The following is a 21808-nucleotide window of genomic DNA, read 5'->3' as shown; positions in this document are numbered from 1 at the left end:
GATTAACACTCCCATTTATCAATGACATCTTTCAGTTCACCTGCTAATTGGTCTGCGGCGAGCTCACCAGCTTCAATCATCTCCTGAACCTGAGTGAATGAACTGGAGCTGAATGTTTCAAGCCTCGGCCGAATCATGAGATCTGCATGAATGGTTTGATGACGGACCAATTCATTTTGAAGGATGTCCAAACTTTGCATAATCACATCCGATAATCTCGTCGCCTTTTCTGTTTTTTTCACCCTAGATACATCAGAGGCGATAATAAGGTCTGCGCCCATTTCTTTTAAAACAGACACAGGAATGCGGTCAACAACCGCTCCATCCACTAGCTGTCTGCCGCCCATTTCATGAGGAACAAACACGCCTGGAATGCTGATGCTTGCTCTGACTGCTTGTGAGACAGACCCTTCTTTAAACACAACCTTTTCCCCTGTCTCGAGGTCACAGGCAACCACCGCAAGGGGCATTCTTAATTCTTCGAATTTTTTCCCATATGTAAACGTGTGAATCAGCTGCAAAATTCGGTTTCCTTTTAAAAGACCGATTTTTGGCAGTGTATAGTCAGCATAATACTTTCTTCTGAAGACAAGTGCAAGTTTTTTCATTTTTTCTACGTCTTGTCCTGCCGCATAAAAGCTCCCAACAAGTGCGCCAATACTGCTTCCAGCGATCATATCTACCTGTATCCCTTGCTTCTCAAGACTAGACAAAACCCCGATATGCGCCATTCCCCTCGCACCCCCGGAGCCTAGTGCAAGCCCGATGACCGGTCGCTTCATGAAAATCCACCCTCCTCTTTCTATGCATATATACGAATCTATAGGTCTAAACATGCCCCTACTGCTCGTATAGTAATAGAAGACAGGCTCGGCTAGTTTCTTTTTCTATAATCACGAGCTCGCCAATAGATCATAACGGCAAGGGGCGAAATCTCCATGAAAAAATGGAACACTCTGTTCATCGCTGCTTTTTTTATTTTCTTAACAGCCACTGTGATTACACACCCACAAGCCTCTTTGCAAGCATCGAAAAATGGACTTGCAATGTGGTGGGAGGTTGTATTTCCATCATTGCTTCCTTTTTTTATTTTGTCCGAGCTATTAATTAGTTTTGGGATTGTCAGATTTGTCGGGGTATTATTAGAGCCATTTATGCGCCCCATCTTCCGGGTGCCGGGTGTAGGAGGATTTGTACTGGCTATGGGAATGGCTTCAGGGTTTCCTTCTGGTGCGAAATTAACGACAAGACTGAGGCAGGAAAGGCAGCTGACGCGGATCGAAGCAGAGCGTCTCGTTTCCTTTACAAATTCATCGAATCCATTGTTTATTTTCGGTGCGGTGGCTGTTGGTTTTTTTCATCATCCAGCTTTAGGCATTGTATTGGCCAGCGCTCATTATTTAGGGAATCTCGCTGTTGGTGTGACGATGAGGGGATATAAAGCGCGGCATGATGCACACCTAAGAAGCCGAAAGAAGTTTTTATTCCCGCCGTTTAAAGAGGCATTCAATGCTCTTCATACAGCAAGACTCGCAGAGAAAAGACCGCTGGGCCAAATTTTAAGTGATGCAGTCATGTCATCAGTCCAAACACTCTTTATGATTGGCGGCTTTATTATCTTATTTTCTGTGTTTAGCAAAATGCTGTCAGTTGTCCATGTGACAGACCTTTTATCCATCGGGCTCGGATATATGCTGCAAACGATGCATCTTCCGCCAGAATTAGACCTTGCCATGATTGCCGGTTTATTTGAAATCACATTAGGAAGCCAGATGACGGGGTCACAGGAAGTCACCCTTCTCGCTAAAACCATTGTCGTCAGCTTTATTTTAGGATTCAGCGGGTTTTCTGTTCAAGCCCAAGTCGCCGGCATTTTAGCGGCAACCGATATCCGCTTTAAACCGTTTTTCTTCGCCCGTTTGCTTCACGGAATTTATGCAGCTGTTTTTGCCTTTTTATTATTCAAGCCTCTTTATGTCTCTCGATCAGACATGGCTCTCCCAGCGGGTGCCTTTGATGCAAGCCAGCAGGTCGTCATGTTCAGCAGCGTGCTTTGGAATCAGCTTGTGAAAGCCGGTCCCTTCATCACACTTTGCAGTATGATAGTGTATATCGCGCTATACTATCGGAAATTAAAAAATGGATGAGTGCCGGGTGCACTCATCCATTAAATTTTTCCTTCAGCGCTGCTTCTACCTCTTTTGGTACAAGATCGTTGACTGCCCCATGATATTTCGCTACTTCTTTGACAATGCTGGAGCTTAAGAAAGAATATTGATTGTTGGTCATCATAAAAAACGTTTCAATTTCATCGTCTAACACTTTGTTCATTGAGGTGCCTTGCATCTCATACTCAAAGTCCGTCACAGCTCTTAGTCCGCGTAAAATGACTTTGGCTTCTTTTTGCTTCGCATAATCAACAAGCAGACCGTGAAACGATTCAACTTTGATATTTGGCAGCTCCTTCGTTGCTTGGCGAATAAGCTCACACCGTTCTTCAACAGTAAATAACGGTTTTTTAGATGAATTATTTAGTACACATACATACACTTCATCAAAAATCTTTGCACCTCTTTTGATGATATCCAAATGCCCCAATGTAACTGGATCGAAGCTGCCCGGACAAACGGCTATGTTCCCCATGCTAATTTCCCCGCTTTCTATAGATCGTAATACCAGTCAATCCGTACAGTTCCTGTCTTGTGATGTGGAGCTGCCCTGCTTCTTCTGGTAGCTTCACATCTTTATCATGCTCACACACGATCACGCCGTCATCTGTTAACAAGGCGTGCTCGTCAATCATTTCAAGAAGTGCTTTTAGCTGTTGATCTTTATAGGGCGGATCAAGGAAAATGGCTTGAAAGGATTCCTCTCGTTTCACAACAGCTGCAAGTGCACGCTTTGCTTCATTTCGAAACACTTCACTTTGATCCATTAGCGACAATTGATTCAGGTTTCCTTTAATCGTCTGAATCGCCTTTATATCTCGATCAACAAATATGCAATGATCGAATCCTCTAGAAAGCGCTTCAATCCCTAAACCACCGCTTCCTGCAAATAAATCAAGAGCCCATCCGCCATCAAAATACGGGCCGATCATATTAAATATTGATTCTTTTACTTTATCTGTCGTCGGTCTTGTTGATTGACCTGGTACCGCTTTAAGTGTGCGGCCTTTTCTCGTTCCAGAGATGACTCTCATTTTTCCACCACTTTTTCTACTTGCTTCTATTCGTCATTGTTTATGACAAAAAATTCAACATTATCTTACCACATCACTCCTCAAGGAACAATGCAATGATATTCATTCATTTTCTATGTATAGATCAAGAAATCCGGGGTCATACTACTTATAACAGCATCTGATGTGGTGCTGTTGCCAACCGCGGAGAAGACTTACGTTTCCCCATAAGTTCTTCCTCCGGTTTCTCCTCTCCCTTTGCCTTCTCCTTAATGAATCATTAAGAATAGAAGGACCCCGCGGGTGATGCCGCGGGGATTTTTTTGTGTCTTTAAAAGCCCACCTTATAATCATACTCTTTTGCTTTGTCCAATTTGGATTCGTACTCTAATTTAATAAAAGGTTTATATGAAGGCTCAACACGTTTCACAAATGGTAACGAGCTGAGTTTAGCCATATGGCGCTCAAGATCATCCATATCACAATAGATCACAGCATATTTCATTTTCCTTGAAATATAGTGAACATTCCCGAATTTTCTTAGCGCTTTTGACTGCTTTAACGAATGCAGCCAGACGACCATCCCTTGACGTTTGGTTTCCATCTTTTCACCTGCCGCTTTTCAATTCTTTTCATTCATTATGTAAAAGACGAGACATTCAAGTCTCGTCAAGATACTTTACAGCCGCAGCTGCCACCTGATCCACAGCCACCGCCGCATGATGATAGACCATCAAAATATGGGTTCCCTGTTGGAACTTTAATATATGCTGATACAGCTTGACCGATTTCAATACTAATCTCATCTAAGATGGATTGAATCGCTGTTTCTGCTTTTTTGAAATCAACCACTGTATCGTGAAGATCTAGCTTTCTTTTGACCTCACGCATTTCCTTTGAGATCGTTCTATAGTCCGGATGATATTTGCCGAACCGCTGCACATCCTCATACTGCTCTTTTACTTTTGTAAAATGGGCAATAATTTGTTGGGCTTCTTCGTCTTGCTGGAGACGCTTAAAGCAGTTGCGGTAATGTTCAGCCTCCTCCGACTGAAGAATCATGGCAGCCAATTGATTTGCTTCCTCTTGGAGCTCCACAGATTCGATTGTCGCATACATAAATGTTGCACCTCCAATTCATAGTTTACCACGAAACCTATGGATCAGAAAATGCTTTTACGTGACAAATACATCCCATGTTTTTCTTTTCTGTTTATATTCAGGATGACGGGAATTCAGCACAACAGTCATTTTATGCTTTCCTTTTGAAAGATGCTTGACCACAAATGCCGCGGTATACTCATTCCCTGCACGTTTCCCGTCTACATACACTGTGAAATATCCCGCCTTCTCGTTCTTTTTCAGACGCTTTGGCTGAAGATGAAAATCTTGAAGTGTACTTTCTATATAGACAGACGACCCTTGCACTTTGTATTTCAAAAAGCCTTGCTGCTTCATTTCGCTTTGGGCTTGCTGCATGACTGGTACTGCTGGGTCTTGCTTAATCACTTGCTTTTCTCCATGTTGACTTTGACACCCGGTGACAAGAAAAAGCAATGCGCCTATTGACAGCATCCATTTCATCATCTGATTCTCCTTTCATCTACTTTTATAGGATGCTCAGGAAATAGACATCTTAATCAACTCAAAAAAAGCCTCAACCGGCTCCATTTTGATTGCGCATTGCTTGGAACATTTGAATCATCATTTCAGCCATTTGGACGCTATTGCTCAACTGACTCACACGATGAGGAATGGTTTTTTCGTAAAAGTTCATTTTATCTAATTCAAAGGACGTTAGATTTTCAGGATGTCGCGTCAGCTGTCTGTACCAGATAGGACGCTGCCTTATGAATTTGATTCGCTCCTCTTCGGCCATGACAAATTCCTGTACTTCTTTTCGCACCAGAAGCATCCCCTTTCACTTAATCTTTCCTGAAGGAGAATGGGTGCTGACTGCCTCCAGATGAACCTTTCTTTGAACCATTGGATGAAAATTGGCCGAGCAAGCTTTGTAAAGAGGAAATAGACTGGCTCATTTTGTTAATCTGTTCATTCATTTGATCAGCGTCCATTTTTTTCACAGCAGAAACCATTTTAGACATAAAATCTGCTTTTCCTGCTTCACTTGGCTTAGAGGCTTTTTCTTCTTTCGCATCTTCTGATTTCGATTGCCGGTAAGGTGACCACATCTCATCTTCCTCACCAAACATGACCCAATTCTCGTATACACTTTGCCAGCTTTTTTCTTGCGTTTGCACTTCTTGAATTAACTTCGGATGGCGTCTGACGAATTGTTTAAATTCATCAATGGATGTTTGTTTATGCTTGTTTGTCATATCCTCACCCCCCATACAAATGCCTACTATACTATATACACCAGCATCTGTTTTGGTGAGCCTCTTTTTAACCATCAAAAAAACAGCTGCGACCATGCAGCTGCTTTCGTTTAAGAAGTTTTCTTGATGAAATTTTGGGTGTAATATTTTTCTTTCACCCCTACGCCAAGATGCGTGTAATCTTTATTTAATAACGCCTTCCTGTGACCTTCACTATTGAGCCAGCCCTCTACCGCTGCAGGTCCATCGACATAGTTATAGGCAATGTTTTCACCTGCGAGCTGAAAGCCCACCTCGCCTCTTTCTAACCGGTCTTTCAGCGTACCGTATTTTTTAGATTCATGGGAGAAATAATGATTCTCTTTCATGTCCTCACTATGCATGAATGCCACTTCAGAGGTTTCATCATCCCACTTTAAGATCGGCAGGTTGTACTTATGGCGGATAATATTGGTCATATCAAAAATTTGTTTTTGACTGGAAGCTTCGATATCTTTCCACTTTTCGCCTGATATCGCCTCAGGTTCTACCAATTGACCTCGGTAGACCACCTCATACGGCTTTTGTTTCACAAATGTATCTGCGTTGAAGGCCCTGATACTTGAAAGGGTGCTTTCAAACTTATCCATGTAAAGCTGAACATACACATCATCTCCCACTTTCACAGTAGGTCTTGTATTCATATCATCTTCTGAGAATTCAAAGCGGTATGAATTTTGTTCATCCTCCACATGAATGTAAGGTGCAATTTGTGTTTTCTTAAATACTTCACTTGTGGCTTGACCGATTTTAAACGGTTCTACATTCAGACCGTCTCCTGTTGCAAACAAGGTCACCACTTTACTATCCTTTACCCCTACTTGAATATAGTGCTTCTTCGATTGGTTGTAAATCCACCAGTCATAATCATATGCGGAAGGATCAATTCGATCTGGTTCTCCCAGCTGTTTAAGCACTTCGTTTGAAGATTTCCCCATAAAGGACATGAGCCCTTTTTTGGGGATGTTGATCGGCTTATCGCTAGATGTTTCTTCATTAGACACCTTCGGTTCATTGCTGTTTTCTTTTTCTGGTGAAGATCCATATTGAATAAACAGAACGTACGTTCCAGATATAATCAGGAGGATGAGGAGTGTTTTGAGCACAGTTTTCAAATAAACACCTCCGTTAAATTGGCAAGGTACAAAAAGTACCTTCTACTGTCATTTAAACAAAACTTGCTCCATTTATCAACGACAATACAGCCTATTTAACACGAATTTAAAATATGCCCCTCTTAATGAAGAAATCCTTGTCCATGATCTTGATCCTGTTGAGAGATTTCTGTCAGTGCCTCTCCCGCGCGATCATTTGATAAATCTTCGACTGATAAATCTCCAAGAGCGACAATCCCTGTTAATGCGCCGTTTTTCACAACGGGAATGCGGCGGAGCTGATGCTCTGACATGAGCCGGACAATTTCTTCAAGTGTTGCATCTTCTTCAGCTGTTAATACTTCCTTTGTCATCAGCGAGCCTACTTCCTGTGAGTTTGGCTTTTTTTCTGCAATGCCTCTAAGCACAAGGTCACGGTCTGTCACTATTCCTACGAGCTGATCTCCGTCAACCACTGGAATGGCACCAATATCAGCATCTCTCATTTTGACTGCTGCTTCATACGTATTGTCATCTTGATTACATGTCACTACTTTTTTGGTCATAATATCTTTGATTTTTTTCGTTTTCACGTTGATTCCTCCATCCGTTATTTTCTTTATTACTGTAACCAGCTTATAAAAGAACATACCTTTCACAGTTGAAAGTTTAACGCTTTCATACTATGATTGTCAGTAAAGGGAAATTTTATAAGGAGGGGTTTTGGGTGAAGTTTGAAGGTACGGGGATTGAAAAGGTATCAGCTGACTTAAATAAATTAGATTTCATTATGGAAAGTGAAGGATTTGTACGAGCCGATCAATGGGATTATGAGCGTGTGACATACGACAGAAAGTACAGCATGGTAGAGGGAACCTTTTATTTACGGATTTCCGGCTACGCTACTGAAGGAGATGTCGGTTCCAAAAAAGCACACATTCAGCTTCTAACACCGTTACTTGGAAAACACTATTATCCACATGGTGTTGAATACGGCGAAGGCGAAGAATTCCCTAAGTCTCTCATCCAATCAAGCAAAAAAACACTTGCACAGCTGAAGGAAAAACTAGAAGCCATGACGGCTGAAGCATAAAACAAAGGGCTAAAATGATCTTTATTTTAGCCCTTTTTCTAAGATGAAAGCACAGCCAGATGGCTGTGCTTTTTTTATTCATATTTCGGAATAAGCGCATCTGGTACGGCATCTTTTGCTCTTTCTTTTCTTGCCCAGTCAAAGAAGACAACAGCAAGAATAGAGCCGTACACAATCTCCTGAATAATTTTCATCAAAATGGCACCTAGCTGCTGGTCCTCTAGCAGCGGCAAGGTGTGGAACATATCAGGACCAGTGAGAGCAAGGCCTGCCAGCATATCACTTGGCACACATAAATGCAGTGCTTGTATCCATGCGCCGGCATCTGAGTAGGTTGCATAGATCGGTGCTTCACTAAACATGATGAGTGCACAGGCCGGTGTCATCAATATCCCGTCTGCCATGATATATCCAAGCTTCAAAATACCTGTGATCTGCGGCTGACTTTGAACTTTATGAACAAGCGGCCACCACATGAAAAAGGCAGCGATAAAAATAACCACCGTCATCACTGCGTGGTAAAACGGATCTGTTTTCACAAAATCAAACACAAGCGGAATGTGATACAGCGAAAACAAGCCGTTAAACCCAAGCAGTGCAATTAAAGGTTTGGAAAACAAACGGAAAACAGCTTGAATACCTGGTGTTTGAATAATCCGCTCCCAAATGGCTGGAGGCAATCCTGTAATAAGGAGGGGCGGGATGACTAAGTACAGCACCGCCATTTGCGCCATATGTGCACTAAACATAATATGCCCCATTAAATCAATTGGGCTCCCTTTCACAGCATATAACAGAACAAGCCCTGTCAGAAACAACGTCTTCTCTTTCACCGTCGCACGGTGCTTTCCCTTTGTCACAAGAAGCAGATAAAGAGCAGCTGCTATCACAATACAAGTCAAATAATAAGGGCTCCATAAAGCCCGAAATCCGAAAATTTCTAAGTTCTCCATTGCTGCGCCTCCTTCAAGGGCAAAGCGGGTTTACCACCATATAATGGTCAAAAAGGCTAATACGGTAATAAACGCAACAAACACACCTGAGTATAGAAACAAGGCGGGTGTTTCATGCCCTTTTTGGTTCATGTGCATAAAATAATAAAGCTGAAAAGCCACCTGAATGCCTGCAAGCAGTAAAATAAATGGTACTGCGAACCAATTCCCAACGTCTTCTGAGGCGATCGTTAAAAATGCAACAAATGTTAATCCAATCATCAAGCCGAAAGAAATGAGCTGATGCTTCATTTCTTCGGCATTTTTCTTTTTACGATATACAAGGTCGACTTTAGACTGATTTGTGTTTTTATTTCCCATTCTTATCCCACCATTCCCATTAAATATACAACGGTAAAGATGAAGACCCACACAACATCAATGAAGTGCCAATAGAGACTAGCCACATAATATTTCGGCGCATTGTATAAATCGAGTCCGCGTCTCATATTTCGGATCATGAGAGCGGTAATCCAGCAAAGTCCGAAGGCGACGTGAGCTCCGTGAGTTCCTACAAGTGTATAGAAGGAAGAACCAAGAGCAGAGCTGGTAATCGTAAATTCATACGCATGCACATAGTGATAAAACTCATATATCTCAACCCCTAAAAATCCAGCACCTAAAAGGACCGTGATACCAAGCCAAAGCTGCATTTTTTTAAAGGCAAAGTTTTTCATATGATACATGGCATACACACTCGTTAAACTGCTCGTTAATAGAAGCATTGTGGCAATAAAGACAAGTGTGAGGTCAAACATATCAGTTGTTTTTGCTCCGCCTGCATTTGAGTTTTTCAGCGCCAAATAAGTGGCAAAAAGCGATGCAAACAGAACGGTTTCTCCTCCAAGAAACAGCCAGAACCCGACAAACTTATTCTTCCCTTCTAACGTGGCCTTCTCAGGAGAAGCCGGAAAGGTTTCCGCCGTCATTTTTTGTGGTTCCATTATGCTTTCACCCCTTTATCATCGTCGTCAGTCAAATCTTCTTTGTGAATATGGTATCCATGATCATCTTTCAAAGACCTAACCAGCATGGTCGCAAACGTAATACCAAGACCAATGAAGATCACCGGAAGCCCCCAGCTGTGCTCTTGACGATACATGAAACCAAACGCTGACACAAATAGACCGAATGAGATAATGACAGGCAAAATGGAGTTATTCGGCATGTGAATATCATCGAGCGGTTCAGATGCTGTCATTCCTTTTTTACCATCCATTTTTTCAATCCATAATGGATCTAGTCCTCTCACAAGCGGCAGCTGTTTAAAGTTGTATTCTGGCGGAGGCGAAGAAACTGCCCATTCAAGTGTTCTTCCATCTCCCCAAGGATCGCTCGATACCCGCTCTCCTTTTGCTGTTGTCCAGATGATGTTAATCAGCATGATCACAACAGCTACAAACATAAACAGTGCTCCAATCGTACTGACTAAGTTCCCAAGCTCGAGACCCTGACCTGGCAGGAATGTAAAGACCCGGCGCGGCATGCCCCATAAACCGAGAAAATGCTGGATAAAGAAAGTTAAATGGAAACCGACGAAAAACAGCACAAAGCCAATTTTCCCAAGCTTCTCATTCAGTATTTTTCCAAACATCTTCGGCCACCAGTAATGCACACCTGCTAGAATACCGAATACAACCCCGCCGATAATGACGTAATGGAAATGCGCGACAACAAAATACGTATCATGGAACTGATAATCCGCTGCAGCTGCTGCAAGCATGACCCCAGTTACCCCGCCAAGTAAGAACGACGGAATAAAGGCAACAGAATAAAGCATCGGCGTTGTAAACTTCACATTACCGCCCCATATCGTGAGCAGCCAGTTGAATACTTTAATTCCTGTTGGCACCGCAATTGCCATGGTCGCTACAGCAAAGATCGCATTGGCGATAGGTCCAAGCCCCGTAGTGAACATGTGATGCGCCCACACCATGAATCCAAGGAAACCAATCAATACAGTAGCGAACACCATGGACGAGTAACCAAACAATCTTTTTCTTGCAAACACCGGAATGATCTCAGAGAAGATTCCGAATGCCGGCAGGATCAAGATATATACTTCCGGGTGTCCGAAAATCCAGAACAAATGCTCCCAGATGATTGTATTTCCTCCAAGCTCTGGATTGAAAAAGCTCGTGTCAAACATTCTATCAAGCATCAGCATCGCAAGCCCTGCTGTCAGCGGAGGGAATGCGAATAAAATAAGTGCGGAGGCGACAAATGTCGTCCAAGTAAAGAGCGGCATTCTCATATACGTCATACCAGGCGCTCTCATATTAATAATCGTTGCAAGAAAGTTAATTCCTGCAATCAGCGTACCAATACCCGCGATCTGTAAACCTAAAATGTAGAAATCCATTCCATGACCTTCTGAATTCAGCGTGAGCGAAGCGTATGCAGTCCAGCCTGCATCAGGTGCTCCGCCCATAAACCATCCAAGGTTTAAGAAAATTCCTCCGAAAAAGAATAACCAAAAACCAAGTGAATTCACAAACGGAAATGCTACGTCACGTGCACCAATTTGAATTGGTACTACCGCATTCATTAATGCAAATAACAGCGGCATAGCTGCAAGGAAAATCATTGTCGTTCCATGCATCGTCATGATTTCATTGTAAACCCCTGCACTGACAAAATCATTTTCAGGGATGGCTAGCTGAATACGGATAAACATCGCTTCTAGGCCGCCAACCAAAAAGAAAAATCCCCCTGCCACTAAATATAATATGGCAATTTTTTTGTGGTCAACCGTTGTCAAGTAATCCCATAAGACAGCGCCAAACCCCCGCTTTTTAGCTATTGTACTCACCATGAAATCCCCCTCTTATCTCCCATTTGCCCCTTTTCATATAGATGTCTTTCTTCACGATCCTTTAAGCAGACTATGTCTGACAGATGACGACTTCTCGGTTGTAGAGACATATTCGGGAGCTCTTAACAAAAACTTCACATCGATCACATACCCTCTTGAATATCTGCTCTAGTTGTTACTCGATTTTAAGACCTTTTAAATACTCGTAAAGTGCATCTGCTTCTGAGTCATTTAATTTAGGGTACGTTCCTGTCATCTTATTACCTGGTTTAAAGCTTTCTGGATCTTTCAGCCATGCTTTCACATTTTCTTTGTTCATGTCTTTAATTCCAGCTACTTTCGTCCGCTCTCCGAAGGTCGCAAGGTTTGGTGCAGTCCTTGCTGCTTCCGGCCGTTCGTCACCAGGCTCTACTGCGTGACAGCTTAAGCAATTTTTCTCTTTAAATAGCTTTTCACCCTCTAAAGCGAGATCCTTTGTGGATTCAGGCTTCTTGTAATCAGCCATTTTTTTCGTCCATCCTAAAAACTCATCTTGAGAAAGCGTTTTAACTTTAAAGTCCATTAAAGCATGTGACGGCCCGCACAGCTCCGCACATTTCCCGTAGAAATATTCCCCTGCATCTTTCGTTCGTTTCGAGTCAAAGGTTAAATAAAATTTGTTTTCATTATCTGTGTTTGTATCAATTTTACCGCCAGCCGATGGAACCCAGAATGAGTGTTTGACATCGGACGCTTTCAGCTTAAAATATACCTTTTGATCTGTTGGTACGATCAATTCCTGACTTGTGACAATCCCATAATCAGGGTATTCAAATTCCCACCAATATAAGCTGGCTCTTACATTAACAACAAGTGTCTTTTCAGGATCTCGTTTTTTCTTATCCATAGCGCTTGTATCCCCTAGTTCAAGCGTGTATGCCACAACAGGTACAACGAGAATAATGAGTAGAAGAATCGGAATCGCTGTCCATGTGATTTCCAGGTTGCGGTTCCCTTCCACCTGCTTTGGAATCGTATCTTCTCCCACTTTAGAACGTTTGAATTTAATGATGACGTAAAAGAAAATGATCGATACAACAATGACGACAAGAACCATAATGAGTGTACTCAGTACCGTTAGGAAAAACTGTTTATCTGCTACTTCCCCAACAGGCTTGAGTGTTGATAAGTATGGTTCACCACAGCCCGCCAAAACGAGCGTCAGTAAGAGAAACAGTGAATAAACACGCCATTTTCTTATCATAATTTGTCCCAACCCCTTTTGCTTGATCTCCTTTGCCTTTCGCTTTTTACCTCTTATTTATAAAATCACTTCTCACCCATGCATAACCCCCGCCTCTTATAAAAGCACTTACATTTCCTCTTTTCATAAAAAAATGATGTTTTTACTCAAAATACCATCTATGTATAAACAGAAAGCCGCCTAAATAGAACTGAATATCAGGCGGCTTTCATAGTTGTTAGAAAATGTTGTGTTATAAGATATAGCCATTGTTTTGATGTGATCAAAGTGTATTTCACTCTAGAATAGTGTAATAATAATCATCGCTACGAAAAAGATGGTTAAGTAGTTTAATGAATAAACGAACATGAGCGTTGACCACTTCATGATGTCTTTCATTTTAAAGCCCATAAGGCCAATAACAAGCCATCCAATATTAAGCAATGTACCAAGTGCGACAATCGGCCATCCTAATCCACCTAAGAAAAATGGAAGCGGAAGAAGACATGCTGTCCAAATGATGATCTGGCGTTTTGTGACTTCAAAGCCGTAAACAACTGGCAGCATTGGAATGCCCGCCTTACGGTAATCTTCCGTTTTCTTAATCGCAAGTGACAGGAAGTGCGGGATTTGCCAAATGAACATAATCATAAACAAAACCCAAGCTGTTGTGTCGATTGTACCTGTGACAGCTGTCCAGCCGATTAATGGCGGAACCGCGCCAGATACACTTCCGATAACTGTATTGATGGTGTAGTGGCGTTTAGACCACATGGTGTAAAGAACCGCATAAGTAAAGACTCCAATAAATCCAATCACTGCTGATGTAATGGTTGTCATCAGAAGCATAATGAGTCCTAATACAACAAGCAGAATGCCAAATGCATACGCTTGCCCCGGCTGAATTTTACCTGTAACCGTCGGTCTTGTTTTTGTTCTTTCCATTAATATATCAATATCACGGTCAAACGCATTATTAATTGCGCATGAACCGGCAATAATAAGAGAAGAACCAATCATTGTTAACAGCACAATATCAAGATTTCCAAGAAAACTCATATCTGTAAAATAAAAAGCAAGCCACATTCCAGTAAATGTCGTAATGAAATTGGAATTGACGATGCCCATTTTAATCAGAGCAAGAAAATCTTTCCACGCTGTTGTTTCTTCTATTTGTCCATGAATAGCTGCTTCCGCGGCTGTTTTGGAATTTGCCAATGTGTATAACCTCCCTTGCCCAAACCTTCAAACGAACGAATGACACGTAAAATCATTACAACTCTATCATACAAGATAAACAGCTGTAAAAAAACATCCTATTAAATAATAAACGACAAACTTGAAGTTATTTGTGAACTTTTCGTGAATTTATTAGGATATATGTGTGTTTCAGAAGGCGGTGCAAAATGAAATATTCTCTCCTCTATTTCTATCAGACTGTCAAAGAAAGATCAAGCACTCTAAATCTGTAAACTTTGTGAACTAACATATCATTTTTTTGTGAACTTTGGTCATTATGAATTGCAACAGAACACGCATTTGGCTTAAACTTGAGAGCATGTGAGGTTTTCATTTACATCAGAAGTTTTTTAGAGAAGGTGAAATAATTTGATGAAATTTGCTTTAAGGCTATTGAGCGTGATCACAACGTTTGTGATGCTGATCGTACTGATTGGCGGTGCGCTTGTGACGAAAACCGGTTCGGGTCTTGGCTGCGGTAGACAGTGGCCCCTTTGCCACGGTCGTTTCTTTCCTGAAATGAACCCCGCTTCCATCATCGAATGGAGTCACCGCATGTCAACAGGGGTTTCCACCATTCTTGTTCTGGCACTGGCGGTCTTATGCTGGAAAAAAATTAGTCCAGTATTCCGTGAAACCAAATTTTTGGTCATCATGTCCATTATATTCTTAATGCTTCAAGCGCTGTTAGGAGCTCTTGCCGTCGTATTTGGTTCTAACGCACTTGTAATGGCACTGCACTTCGGTATTTCACTCATTTCATTTGCTTCAGTATTACTGCTTGCACTTCTTGTCTTTGAAGCAACCAGATCTGAAACAAAGCTTGTGAAGCCGCTTCATATCGGCAAAAAAATGCAGTTCCATATTTATGGGTTGATCACGTATACGTATATCGTGGTATATACGGGCGCCTATGTGAGACATACAAAGTCAAGCCTTGCTTGTTCTGTCTTCCCGTTTTGTTCAAAAGACGGTGCGCTTCCAACGTATTTTAATCAGTGGGTTCAAATGTCTCACCGAGCAGCAGCACTTCTTTTATTCGTCTGGATATTTGTCGCAATGTTCCATGCCATGAAACATTATAAAGAACAGAAGCAGCTTTATTATGGGTGGATTATCTCAGCCATTCTGATTACACTTCAAGCCATTTCAGGTGTGATGTCTGTTTATTCTCAGCTTGCACTTGGTTATGCGCTGGCTCATTCATTCTTTATTTCTTGTTTGTTTGGGGTACTATGCTACTTCTGCTTACTCATTGCCCGGTTTAAATATGAAAGCAAAGAGCCATTTAGATAAGAATTGTATCCCCCTTTCATGTGGAGAGGGGGATTTTTTATTGTTGTTTTGCTTCTTCGAATAGCAAGATGGCTTTTTTGCGTCTTTCCTGGTGATCAACTGTTGGCAGCGGGTATGTATCCCCTAGTACACAGCTCGATTTCAGTTGTTCATCAGTCGGCATTTTACTTGGTTCATGAATCCATTTTTCATCAACATGCTCTAGCTCTGGTACATATTTTCTAATATATTCCCCGCTTGGATCAAACCGCTTCGACTGGGTCGTTGGGTTAAAAATACGGAAGTACGGCACGGCATCTGTCCCAACAGAAGCTGCCCACTGAAATCCTCCGATATTCGAAGCCTCATCATAATCCACAAGCTTTTTTGCAAAATACGCTTCTCCCTTTCTCCAATCAATCAAATAATCCTTTGTTAAAAATGAGGCGGTGACCATCCTTAAACGATTATGCATCCAGCCTTCCTCATTTAACTGTCTCATCCCTGCATCAACGAGAGGAAAGCCTGTTTCACCTTTACACCATGCTTCTAACAGCGTCTCATCTTCATTCCATTTCATCCCTTGAAACGCCGAATTGATTTCTTTTTCTTTCATTTCTGGATAATGAGCATAAATCATATGGTAAAAATCTCGCCACGCCAGCTCTTTGATAAAGGTTTCTCTGCCCTCGTCTTCAAACAGTGCTTCCTCATGTACCGCATGAAAGATCGTTCGAATTGAGATGGTCCCTGTTTTTAAGAACCGTGACAGCTTACTCGTTCCAAAAACAGATGGAATATCTCGTTTTTCATGGTAACGTGTTAGTCTTTTTTGGATAAAGTCATGCAGCGTGTTCATCGCTTTGCGTGAGCCGATTTGATCAAATTTTCTTGAGCATCTCATGATTATACTGCGCAGTTTGTCATTCCCTTTGTGTGAAAGTGACTCATCACAAATCGTATGAGCGCTATTGAGAAATGATTTGTCAACTTTTATCACAGGCTGCTTCTCTTGCTTTCGCCATGATTGATAGTATGGAGTAAACACTTGATAATGAGTGCCATCCGCTTTTAAAATATCTTGCGCCCCGTGAAGGTGTGTATCTTGCCATTTTGACACATGAATGCCCTTCTTTTCTAAAAAAGCGGTTACTTGATGGTCACGCTTTTGACCGATTCCCACTTGATCTTCATTAAAAAAGACAGCTTTGATGTCATACACATCGATAACTTGCTGAAAGGCACGCAAGACATCTCCATAGAGAAGATGAATATACATTTGAGATTCTCTTGCTACCTTGACGAAATGCGCCAAGTTTTGAAAAAAATGTTCGTTGTTTAAATCGAGGTCCATTTCAGTAAAAAATGGATCTAGATGATAAAGAGCAAATAATTTGCACTCGTGTTTTTTTGCATATGTGATCGCTTTTGATAAGGCGATATGATCATCTAATCGCATATCCCGGCGAAACCAAATCACAACAATGTTGTCCAACCTTCTTCACCTCACTCTATAGTGTAATCACTCTCACTTGCTGCTGCACATTTTAATGCGCTCAAAAAAAAGACACATCACGGTGGATGTGTCTCGCTTCTTATTCAGGCTTTAATACAATTAACAGATCACCGGTTTGAATCGGTTCTCCATTTGTCACATGTATTTCATCTACGACCGCAGAAAATGGAGCTTGTACAGTCGTTTCCATTTTCATGGCTTCATTGATCATCAAATGCTCACCTTGTGAAATTTTCTGCCCTTTTTCGACGAGTACTTTGATGACAGTGCCTGGCATCGATGCGGCGATGTGATTTGGATTTGAACGGTCCGCCTTCATTTTTTCTTGAACGGAGGATTTGATGCTTTCATCCTTAATCACCACTTCACGCGGCTGGCCATTTAACTCAAAGTAAAGAACTCTTGTGGCATCTGGATTCGGTTCACCAATTGATACGAGTTTGACAATCAGGGTTTTTCCTTTTTCGATTTCTACCTCAATCTCTTCTCCGAGTCTCATCCCGTAGAAGAACGTTGGTGTATCAAGAACAGAGATGTCACCATAGCTTTCTGCTGTTTGGACAAATTCAGAAAAGACTTTCGGATATAAGGCATACGCAATTGCGTCTTTCTCTGTTAACGCCAGGTCATGAGATTCTTTGAACTGCTTCTTAATGTCTTCAAAGTCCACTGGCTTCAGCTTCTCACCAGGTCTGACAGTAAGAGGCTCTTCCCCTTTTAAAATCAGCTTTTGTAGCTTTTCTGGGAATCCGCCATGCGGCTGGCCTAAATAGCCTTTAAATAATTCCACAACAGAATCCGGGAAGTCTAGTGTTGCGCCTTTTTCATAAACATCTTCTTCTGTTAGATCATTTTGCACCATATAAAGTGCCATATCTCCAACTACTTTAGAGGATGGTGTCACCTTTACAATATCACCAAACATGTCATTCACACGTCTGTACATTTCCTTTACTTCATTCCAGCGCTCGCCAAGACCGACACCTTTCGCCTGCTGCTGCAAGTTACTATATTGACCGCCAGGCATTTCATGCTCATAAATTTCTGTATGAGGCGAATTCATGCCGCTTTCAAATTCATGATAGTATTTTCTGACGGAATCCCAGTATTGAGAAAGGCGTTCGACAGATTGGACATTCATGTCTGGCTTTCTTTCATGTCCATCTAAAGCATAATAAAGTGAGCTTGCACTTGGCTGCGATGTGAGTCCTGCCATAGAGCTGACGGCAACATCCACAATATCAACACCTGCATCAATCGCTCTTGCATAGGTGAACAGTCCATTTCCACTCGTGTCATGCGTATGAAGATGGATAGGGATCGTAAGCTCATCTTTTAAAGCAGAGACTAGCTCGTAGGCTGCCTGCGGTTTTAATAGCCCCGCCATATCTTTAATACCTAAAATATGTGCGCCGGCAGATTCAAGCTCTTTTGCAAGAGATACATAGTACCCAAGATCATATTTTGGACGAGATGGATCAAGAATATCCCCCGTATAACAAATCGCCGCCTCTGCCACTTTGCCTGATTCCCGAACAGAATCAATAGCAAGCGTCATGCCTTTGACCCAGTTTAAGCTGTCGAAAATACGGAACACATCAATGCCTGCCTCGGCTGATTCTTTTACAAATGCTTTGATCACATTATCTGGATAGTTTGTATATCCGACAGCGTTTGATGATCTTAATAGCATTTGGAACAGCGTGTTTGGCACTTCTTGACGAAGCTCTTTCAATCGTTCCCAAGGATCTTCTTTTAAGAAACGGTACGCAACATCAAATGTAGCCCCGCCCCACATTTCCATACTAAACAGCTCTGGCCATAAACCTGCTGTCGGCTGGGCAACTTTCTTTAAATCATGTGTTCTGAAGCGTGTCGCAAGCAGAGACTGATGCGCATCTCTAAAGGTTGTGTCAGTTAAAAGGACGTTATTTTGTTCTTTCACCCAGTTGGCAAGCCCCTCAGGTCCATGCGTATCTAACAATTGTTTTGTCCCAGACGGAATCTCTTGATTGAGAGGAAGCTTCGGTACGTCTGGCTTGTCAAAATGAGGCTTCTTTTTCTCCGCAATACCTGGGAACCCATTAATGGTAACGTTACCAATATAAGTCAACATCTTCGTTCCGCGGTCTTTTTGCTTAGGGAAATTAAATAGCTCTGGCGTTGAGTCGATAAACGATGTATCGTATTCCCCTTTTAGGAACTTCTCATGCTTAGCCACATTTTCAAGAAATGGGATGTTAGTTTTAATTCCGCGAATCCTGAATTCTTGTAAATTTCGAACCATTTTAGCAGCCGCTTGATCAAACGTGAGCGCCCATGTAGACAGCTTGACCAATAGTGAGTCGTAATAAGGTGTAATGACCGCACCTTGGAAGCTGTTCCCTGTATCAAGACGTACACCAAATCCCCCACCTGAGCGGTAGGCCATAATTTTTCCTGTGTCTGGCATAAAGTCATTTAAAGGATCTTCTGTTGTGACCCTTGATTGAATGGCAAAGCCGTGTGTAAAGATATCTTCTTGCTTTGGAATACCAACTTCTTTGCTGTGAAGGTTATGCCCCTTTGCAACAAGAATTTGGGTTTGAACGATATCGACACCTGTGATCATTTCTGTGATCGTGTGTTCTACCTGCACCCTTGGATTGACTTCAATAAAGTAAAACTCTCCATTTGCAACTAGGAATTCTACAGTCCCTGCATTAATGTACGATACATTTTGGGCCAGCTGGACAGCCGCTTCGCAAATATCTTCACGCAATTGATCTGTTAGAGACACACTTGGCGCCACTTCAATGACCTTTTGATGCCGCCTTTGAACAGAGCAGTCACGCTCGTATAAATGAATGATATTGCCGTGATTGTCTCCAATCACCTGCACTTCAATATGTTTTGGATTTTCAATCAGCTTTTCAACGTATACTTCGTCATTTCCAAAAGCAGCTTTTGCCTCTGACTTCGCACGGTCATAGGCTTCCTTCAGCTCTTCTTTTGATCTGACAATCCGCATACCCCGGCCGCCGCCGCCTAGTGAAGCTTTAATAATAAACGGGTAACCGTATTCTTCACCGAATTTTTCGACTTCTTCGACCGAATCAACTGGTCCGTCACTTCCTGGAATGACTGGAATACCAGCTTTTTTCGCTTCATCTCTCGCCTTTACTTTATCTCCAAACATATCTAAATGCTGAGAAGTTGGACCGATAAATTGAATGCCTTCCTCTTCGCATCGTCTTGCAAAATGAATGTTTTCGGATAAAAATCCGTAGCCTGGATGAATCGCATCCACGTCATTTCGTTTTGCAATTTCGATGATCCCCTCGATATCGAGGTAGGCATCAATCGGTTTCTTCCCTTCTCCAACTAGATATGCTTCATCAGCTTTATAGCGATGATAAGAGCCCGAGTCTTCTTTGGAATAAATGGCCACTGTACGTAAATTGAGCTCCGTACAGGCCCTGAAGACTCTGATAGCGATTTCCCCTCTGTTTGCAACTAGAACCTTTTGAATTGTTCTCTGTGACATTCTCACTCCTCCATATCCCTTAAAATTTTATATGTACTCTATAATAAAGGAAGAAATGAAAACTGTACACTTTTGTTTTCTAAAGATTCAAAGTTTTCTGCAATCCATTTTTTTCAACCGCTGGTTTGCTCATTGATTTTTTCTTTTTGTAACGCTCTTTATATTCAGTAAACATGCTGATATTCAGCAGCATTCCCATACAGATGCTAAGTAAAATGATAGACGATCCCCCGTAGCTGATAAACGGAAGTGTCACCCCAGTAATTGGAATAAGACCTGAAACACCGCCTAAATTGATACAAGTTTGGATCGCAATCATGGAGGAAATTCCTATTGCAAGCAAACTTCCAAACGGATCTTCACACTTCCTCGCAATATAAAAACCTTTCACGACGATGAAACCAAGAAGAGCGAGAACAAAAAACACGCCGAAAAAACCAAGCTCTTCTGAGATAATTGCCATGATAAAGTCTGTGTGCGGTTCTGGAAGATACCCGTACTTTTGAACGCTTTCTCCTAGACCGAGTCCAAAAAAGCCGCCTGATCCAATCGCATAATATGAATTAATCAATTGATGCCCAGTAGCCCCTGCATCTTTAAATGGATCTTGGAAACTCTCAAAACGTCCGAGACGATTTTGCGTGAAAATTTTATCCCAAAAAAGAATAATAAACGGGGTCACGACGACCATTACTGCACTAAATAGCGCCAGCAGCTTCGCAAGCGTTTTGCCGCTAAAGCCTGAGCATAAAATCATCGCAAGGGCAATCATGCCAATGATAAAGGCTGTCCCATAGTCTGGCTGCAAAATGATAAATCCGCACAGGATAGAGACAATCACGATTGGAGGCGTGACACCTCTTAAAATATGATCAATATAATGCTGCTTTTTGGCATACACCGCAGCAAGATAGATGATGACGACAATCTTTACAAATTCAGCTGGCTGAAGACTAAAAGGGCCTAATTTGATCCAGCTTCTTGCGTTCCCTGCAATATGACCGCCAAAGTACACATAGATGAGGGAAAAAACTGAAATCAGCAGCATACCAATCTGGAATTTCTTATTTGAAAACAGCTGATATGGAACTAATGCTGTAAAGATCAAGATGACTGCTCCAACAATCATAAATAAGAGCTGTTTCTTAAAAAAGTTATCTGGCGCGGCATCGTATCTGATAACAGATGTAATCATACTTGAGCTATACACCATAACCAAACCAAATGCGCTGATTAAGATAATGGCGAACAATAATGAGTAGTCATACGATTTTAGCATTCTCTTTAACATATAATCCTCTTCCTAACGTCTGTTTCTACTGCTTGATATCTTCTTAGCTGTTCTTATTCTACTACATTTTCTCCGTTTGATCCCGTTTTACCTCTTTTATATTGTTCGTCATTCATGAAAGAATCAAGTCCGTTTGCCGTCAATCCATCAAAAGAAAATAGGGGACAAAAAAACTCAAACTTATGT

22 protein-coding genes are annotated in these 21808 nt (G+C 41.8%); 3 read left to right on the top strand and 19 right to left on the bottom strand.

All coding sequences use genetic code 11. The features are described 5' to 3' along the window. Positions 1–2: 2 nt before the first annotated feature. Positions 3–782, bottom strand: coding sequence for a patatin-like phospholipase family protein (locus tag MHI08_RS07160; RefSeq protein WP_034281674.1), 780 nt, complete (start codon positions 780–782; stop codon positions 3–5). A gap of 156 nt (positions 783–938) precedes the next feature. Here MHI08_RS07160 and ylbJ point away from each other — a divergent pair, with 156 nt between their 5' ends. Continuing rightward, positions 939–2147: a sporulation integral membrane protein YlbJ gene (gene ylbJ, locus MHI08_RS07155; RefSeq protein WP_042968177.1), complete on the top strand. Its 1209-nt coding sequence runs from the start codon at positions 939–941 to the stop codon at positions 2145–2147. 13 nt (positions 2148–2160) lie between these two features. On the opposite strand, the gene coaD is transcribed toward ylbJ, so the two are convergent. The 9 genes from coaD to MHI08_RS07110 form a co-directional block, all read right to left on the bottom strand. Next, positions 2161–2643 (bottom strand): pantetheine-phosphate adenylyltransferase, encoded by a 483-nt coding sequence (gene coaD, locus MHI08_RS07150; protein WP_024424274.1) that lies wholly within the window; start codon positions 2641–2643, stop codon positions 2161–2163. A gap of 1 nt (position 2644) precedes the next feature. Further along, positions 2645–3232, bottom strand: coding sequence for a 16S rRNA (guanine(966)-N(2))-methyltransferase RsmD (gene rsmD, locus MHI08_RS07145; protein WP_254967935.1), 588 nt, complete (start codon positions 3230–3232; stop codon positions 2645–2647). 280 nt (positions 3233–3512) lie between these two features. Beyond that, positions 3513–3785, bottom strand: a complete 273-nt coding sequence (locus MHI08_RS07140; protein ID WP_024424276.1) for a YlbG family protein — start codon at positions 3783–3785, stop codon at positions 3513–3515. A gap of 65 nt (positions 3786–3850) precedes the next feature. Beyond that, entirely contained in the window at positions 3851–4300 is a 450-nt protein-coding gene (locus tag MHI08_RS07135) for a YlbF family regulator (protein WP_007499807.1), read from the bottom strand. A 57-nt stretch (positions 4301–4357) separates the two neighbouring features. Next, entirely contained in the window at positions 4358–4768 is a 411-nt protein-coding gene (locus tag MHI08_RS07130; RefSeq protein ID WP_342500115.1) for a hypothetical protein, read from the bottom strand. A gap of 70 nt (positions 4769–4838) precedes the next feature. Next, positions 4839–5087, bottom strand: a complete 249-nt coding sequence (locus MHI08_RS07125; protein ID WP_024424278.1) for a YlbE-like family protein — start codon at positions 5085–5087, stop codon at positions 4839–4841. A 19-nt stretch (positions 5088–5106) separates the two neighbouring features. After that, entirely contained in the window at positions 5107–5520 is a 414-nt protein-coding gene (locus tag MHI08_RS07120) for a YlbD family protein (protein ID WP_034623703.1), read from the bottom strand. A gap of 110 nt (positions 5521–5630) precedes the next feature. After that, positions 5631–6674 carry a CAP domain-containing protein gene (locus tag MHI08_RS07115; RefSeq protein ID WP_024424280.1) on the bottom strand — a complete coding sequence of 348 codons (1044 nt, stop codon included), beginning with the start codon at positions 6672–6674 and terminating at the stop codon, positions 5631–5633. 122 nt (positions 6675–6796) lie between these two features. After that, positions 6797–7219 (bottom strand): CBS domain-containing protein, encoded by a 423-nt coding sequence (locus MHI08_RS07110; protein ID WP_029706548.1) that lies wholly within the window; start codon positions 7217–7219, stop codon positions 6797–6799. Positions 7220–7380: 161 nt separating this feature from the next. On the opposite strand from MHI08_RS07110, the gene MHI08_RS07105 reads away from it, so the two are divergent. Further along, the gene (locus tag MHI08_RS07105; RefSeq protein WP_024424282.1) at positions 7381–7746 is read left to right on the top strand and encodes a YugN family protein; all 366 of its coding nucleotides are present in this window, start codon (positions 7381–7383) and stop codon (positions 7744–7746) included. A 74-nt stretch (positions 7747–7820) separates the two neighbouring features. On the opposite strand, the gene ctaG is transcribed toward MHI08_RS07105, so the two are convergent. The 6 genes from ctaG to cyoE form a co-directional block, all read right to left on the bottom strand. After that, positions 7821–8699, bottom strand: coding sequence for a cytochrome c oxidase assembly factor CtaG (ctaG, locus tag MHI08_RS07100; RefSeq protein ID WP_024424782.1), 879 nt, complete (start codon positions 8697–8699; stop codon positions 7821–7823). 30 nt (positions 8700–8729) lie between these two features. Continuing rightward, entirely contained in the window at positions 8730–9059 is a 330-nt protein-coding gene (gene ctaF / locus MHI08_RS07095; protein WP_024426910.1) for a cytochrome c oxidase subunit IVB, read from the bottom strand. A gap of 2 nt (positions 9060–9061) precedes the next feature. Then, positions 9062–9685 carry a cytochrome c oxidase subunit III gene (gene ctaE / locus MHI08_RS07090; RefSeq protein ID WP_087977219.1) on the bottom strand — a complete coding sequence of 208 codons (624 nt, stop codon included), beginning with the start codon at positions 9683–9685 and terminating at the stop codon, positions 9062–9064. After that, positions 9682–11553: a cytochrome c oxidase subunit I gene (gene ctaD, locus MHI08_RS07085; protein WP_034621096.1), complete on the bottom strand. Its 1872-nt coding sequence runs from the start codon at positions 11551–11553 to the stop codon at positions 9682–9684. The genes ctaE and ctaD overlap by 4 nt, the downstream gene beginning before the upstream one ends. 175 nt (positions 11554–11728) lie before the next feature. Further along, a complete protein-coding gene (gene coxB, locus MHI08_RS07080) occupies positions 11729–12796 on the bottom strand; it encodes a cytochrome c oxidase subunit II (RefSeq protein WP_024426909.1) in 1068 nt (355 codons plus the stop codon). Positions 12797–13075: 279 nt separating this feature from the next. Continuing rightward, positions 13076–13993: a heme o synthase gene (cyoE, locus tag MHI08_RS07075; RefSeq protein ID WP_024424777.1), complete on the bottom strand. Its 918-nt coding sequence runs from the start codon at positions 13991–13993 to the stop codon at positions 13076–13078. A 393-nt stretch (positions 13994–14386) separates the two neighbouring features. On the opposite strand from cyoE, the gene MHI08_RS07070 reads away from it, so the two are divergent. Beyond that, positions 14387–15310: a heme A synthase gene (locus MHI08_RS07070; protein ID WP_024426908.1), complete on the top strand. Its 924-nt coding sequence runs from the start codon at positions 14387–14389 to the stop codon at positions 15308–15310. Positions 15311–15347: 37 nt separating this feature from the next. On the opposite strand, the gene MHI08_RS07065 is transcribed toward MHI08_RS07070, so the two are convergent. From MHI08_RS07065 to ftsW, 3 genes are all read right to left on the bottom strand, one after another. Continuing rightward, entirely contained in the window at positions 15348–16784 is a 1437-nt protein-coding gene (locus MHI08_RS07065) for a deoxyribodipyrimidine photo-lyase (protein WP_342500114.1), read from the bottom strand. Between the two features lie 100 nt (positions 16785–16884). Next, positions 16885–20331, bottom strand: a complete 3447-nt coding sequence (gene pyc / locus MHI08_RS07060) for a pyruvate carboxylase (protein WP_342500113.1) — start codon at positions 20329–20331, stop codon at positions 16885–16887. Between the two features lie 79 nt (positions 20332–20410). Next, a complete protein-coding gene (ftsW, locus tag MHI08_RS07055) occupies positions 20411–21622 on the bottom strand; it encodes a putative lipid II flippase FtsW (RefSeq protein WP_025092373.1) in 1212 nt (403 codons plus the stop codon). Between the last annotated feature and the right edge of the window lie 186 nt (positions 21623–21808).

This window comes from Bacillus sp. FSL M7-0791 (genome assembly GCF_038627085.1).
Lineage (GTDB): Bacteria > Bacillota > Bacilli > Bacillales > Bacillaceae > Bacillus > Bacillus safensis.
This window is presented reverse-complemented; position numbering and strand designations above follow the sequence as displayed.

Bases quoted from the DNA above. Each gene is read 5' to 3' on its own strand.
- MHI08_RS07160 (WP_034281674.1), bottom strand. From the start codon at position 782: ATGAAGCGACCGGTCATCGGGCTTGCACTAGGCTCCGGGGGTGCGAGG.
- ylbJ (WP_042968177.1), top strand. From the start codon at position 939: ATGAAAAAATGGAACACTCTGTTCATCGCTGCTTTTTTTATTTTCTTA.
- coaD (WP_024424274.1), bottom strand. From the start codon at position 2,643: ATGGGGAACATAGCCGTTTGTCCGGGCAGCTTCGATCCAGTTACATTG.
- MHI08_RS07140 (WP_024424276.1), bottom strand. From the start codon at position 3,785: ATGGAAACCAAACGTCAAGGGATGGTCGTCTGGCTGCATTCGTTAAAG.
- MHI08_RS07135 (WP_007499807.1), bottom strand. From the start codon at position 4,300: ATGTATGCGACAATCGAATCTGTGGAGCTCCAAGAGGAAGCAAATCAA.
- MHI08_RS07130 (WP_342500115.1), bottom strand. From the start codon at position 4,768: ATGATGAAATGGATGCTGTCAATAGGCGCATTGCTTTTTCTTGTCACC.
- MHI08_RS07120 (WP_034623703.1), bottom strand. From the start codon at position 5,520: ATGACAAACAAGCATAAACAAACATCCATTGATGAATTTAAACAATTC.
- MHI08_RS07110 (WP_029706548.1), bottom strand. From the start codon at position 7,219: ATGACCAAAAAAGTAGTGACATGTAATCAAGATGACAATACGTATGAA.
- ctaG (WP_024424782.1), bottom strand. From the start codon at position 8,699: ATGGAGAACTTAGAAATTTTCGGATTTCGGGCTTTATGGAGCCCTTAT.
- ctaF (WP_024426910.1), bottom strand. From the start codon at position 9,059: ATGGGAAATAAAAACACAAATCAGTCTAAAGTCGACCTTGTATATCGT.
- ctaD (WP_034621096.1), bottom strand. From the start codon at position 11,553: ATGGTGAGTACAATAGCTAAAAAGCGGGGGTTTGGCGCTGTCTTATGG.
- coxB (WP_024426909.1), bottom strand. From the start codon at position 12,796: ATGATAAGAAAATGGCGTGTTTATTCACTGTTTCTCTTACTGACGCTC.
- MHI08_RS07070 (WP_024426908.1), top strand. From the start codon at position 14,387: ATGAAATTTGCTTTAAGGCTATTGAGCGTGATCACAACGTTTGTGATG.
- pyc (WP_342500113.1), bottom strand. From the start codon at position 20,331: ATGTCACAGAGAACAATTCAAAAGGTTCTAGTTGCAAACAGAGGGGAA.
- ftsW (WP_025092373.1), bottom strand. From the start codon at position 21,622: ATGTTAAAGAGAATGCTAAAATCGTATGACTACTCATTATTGTTCGCC.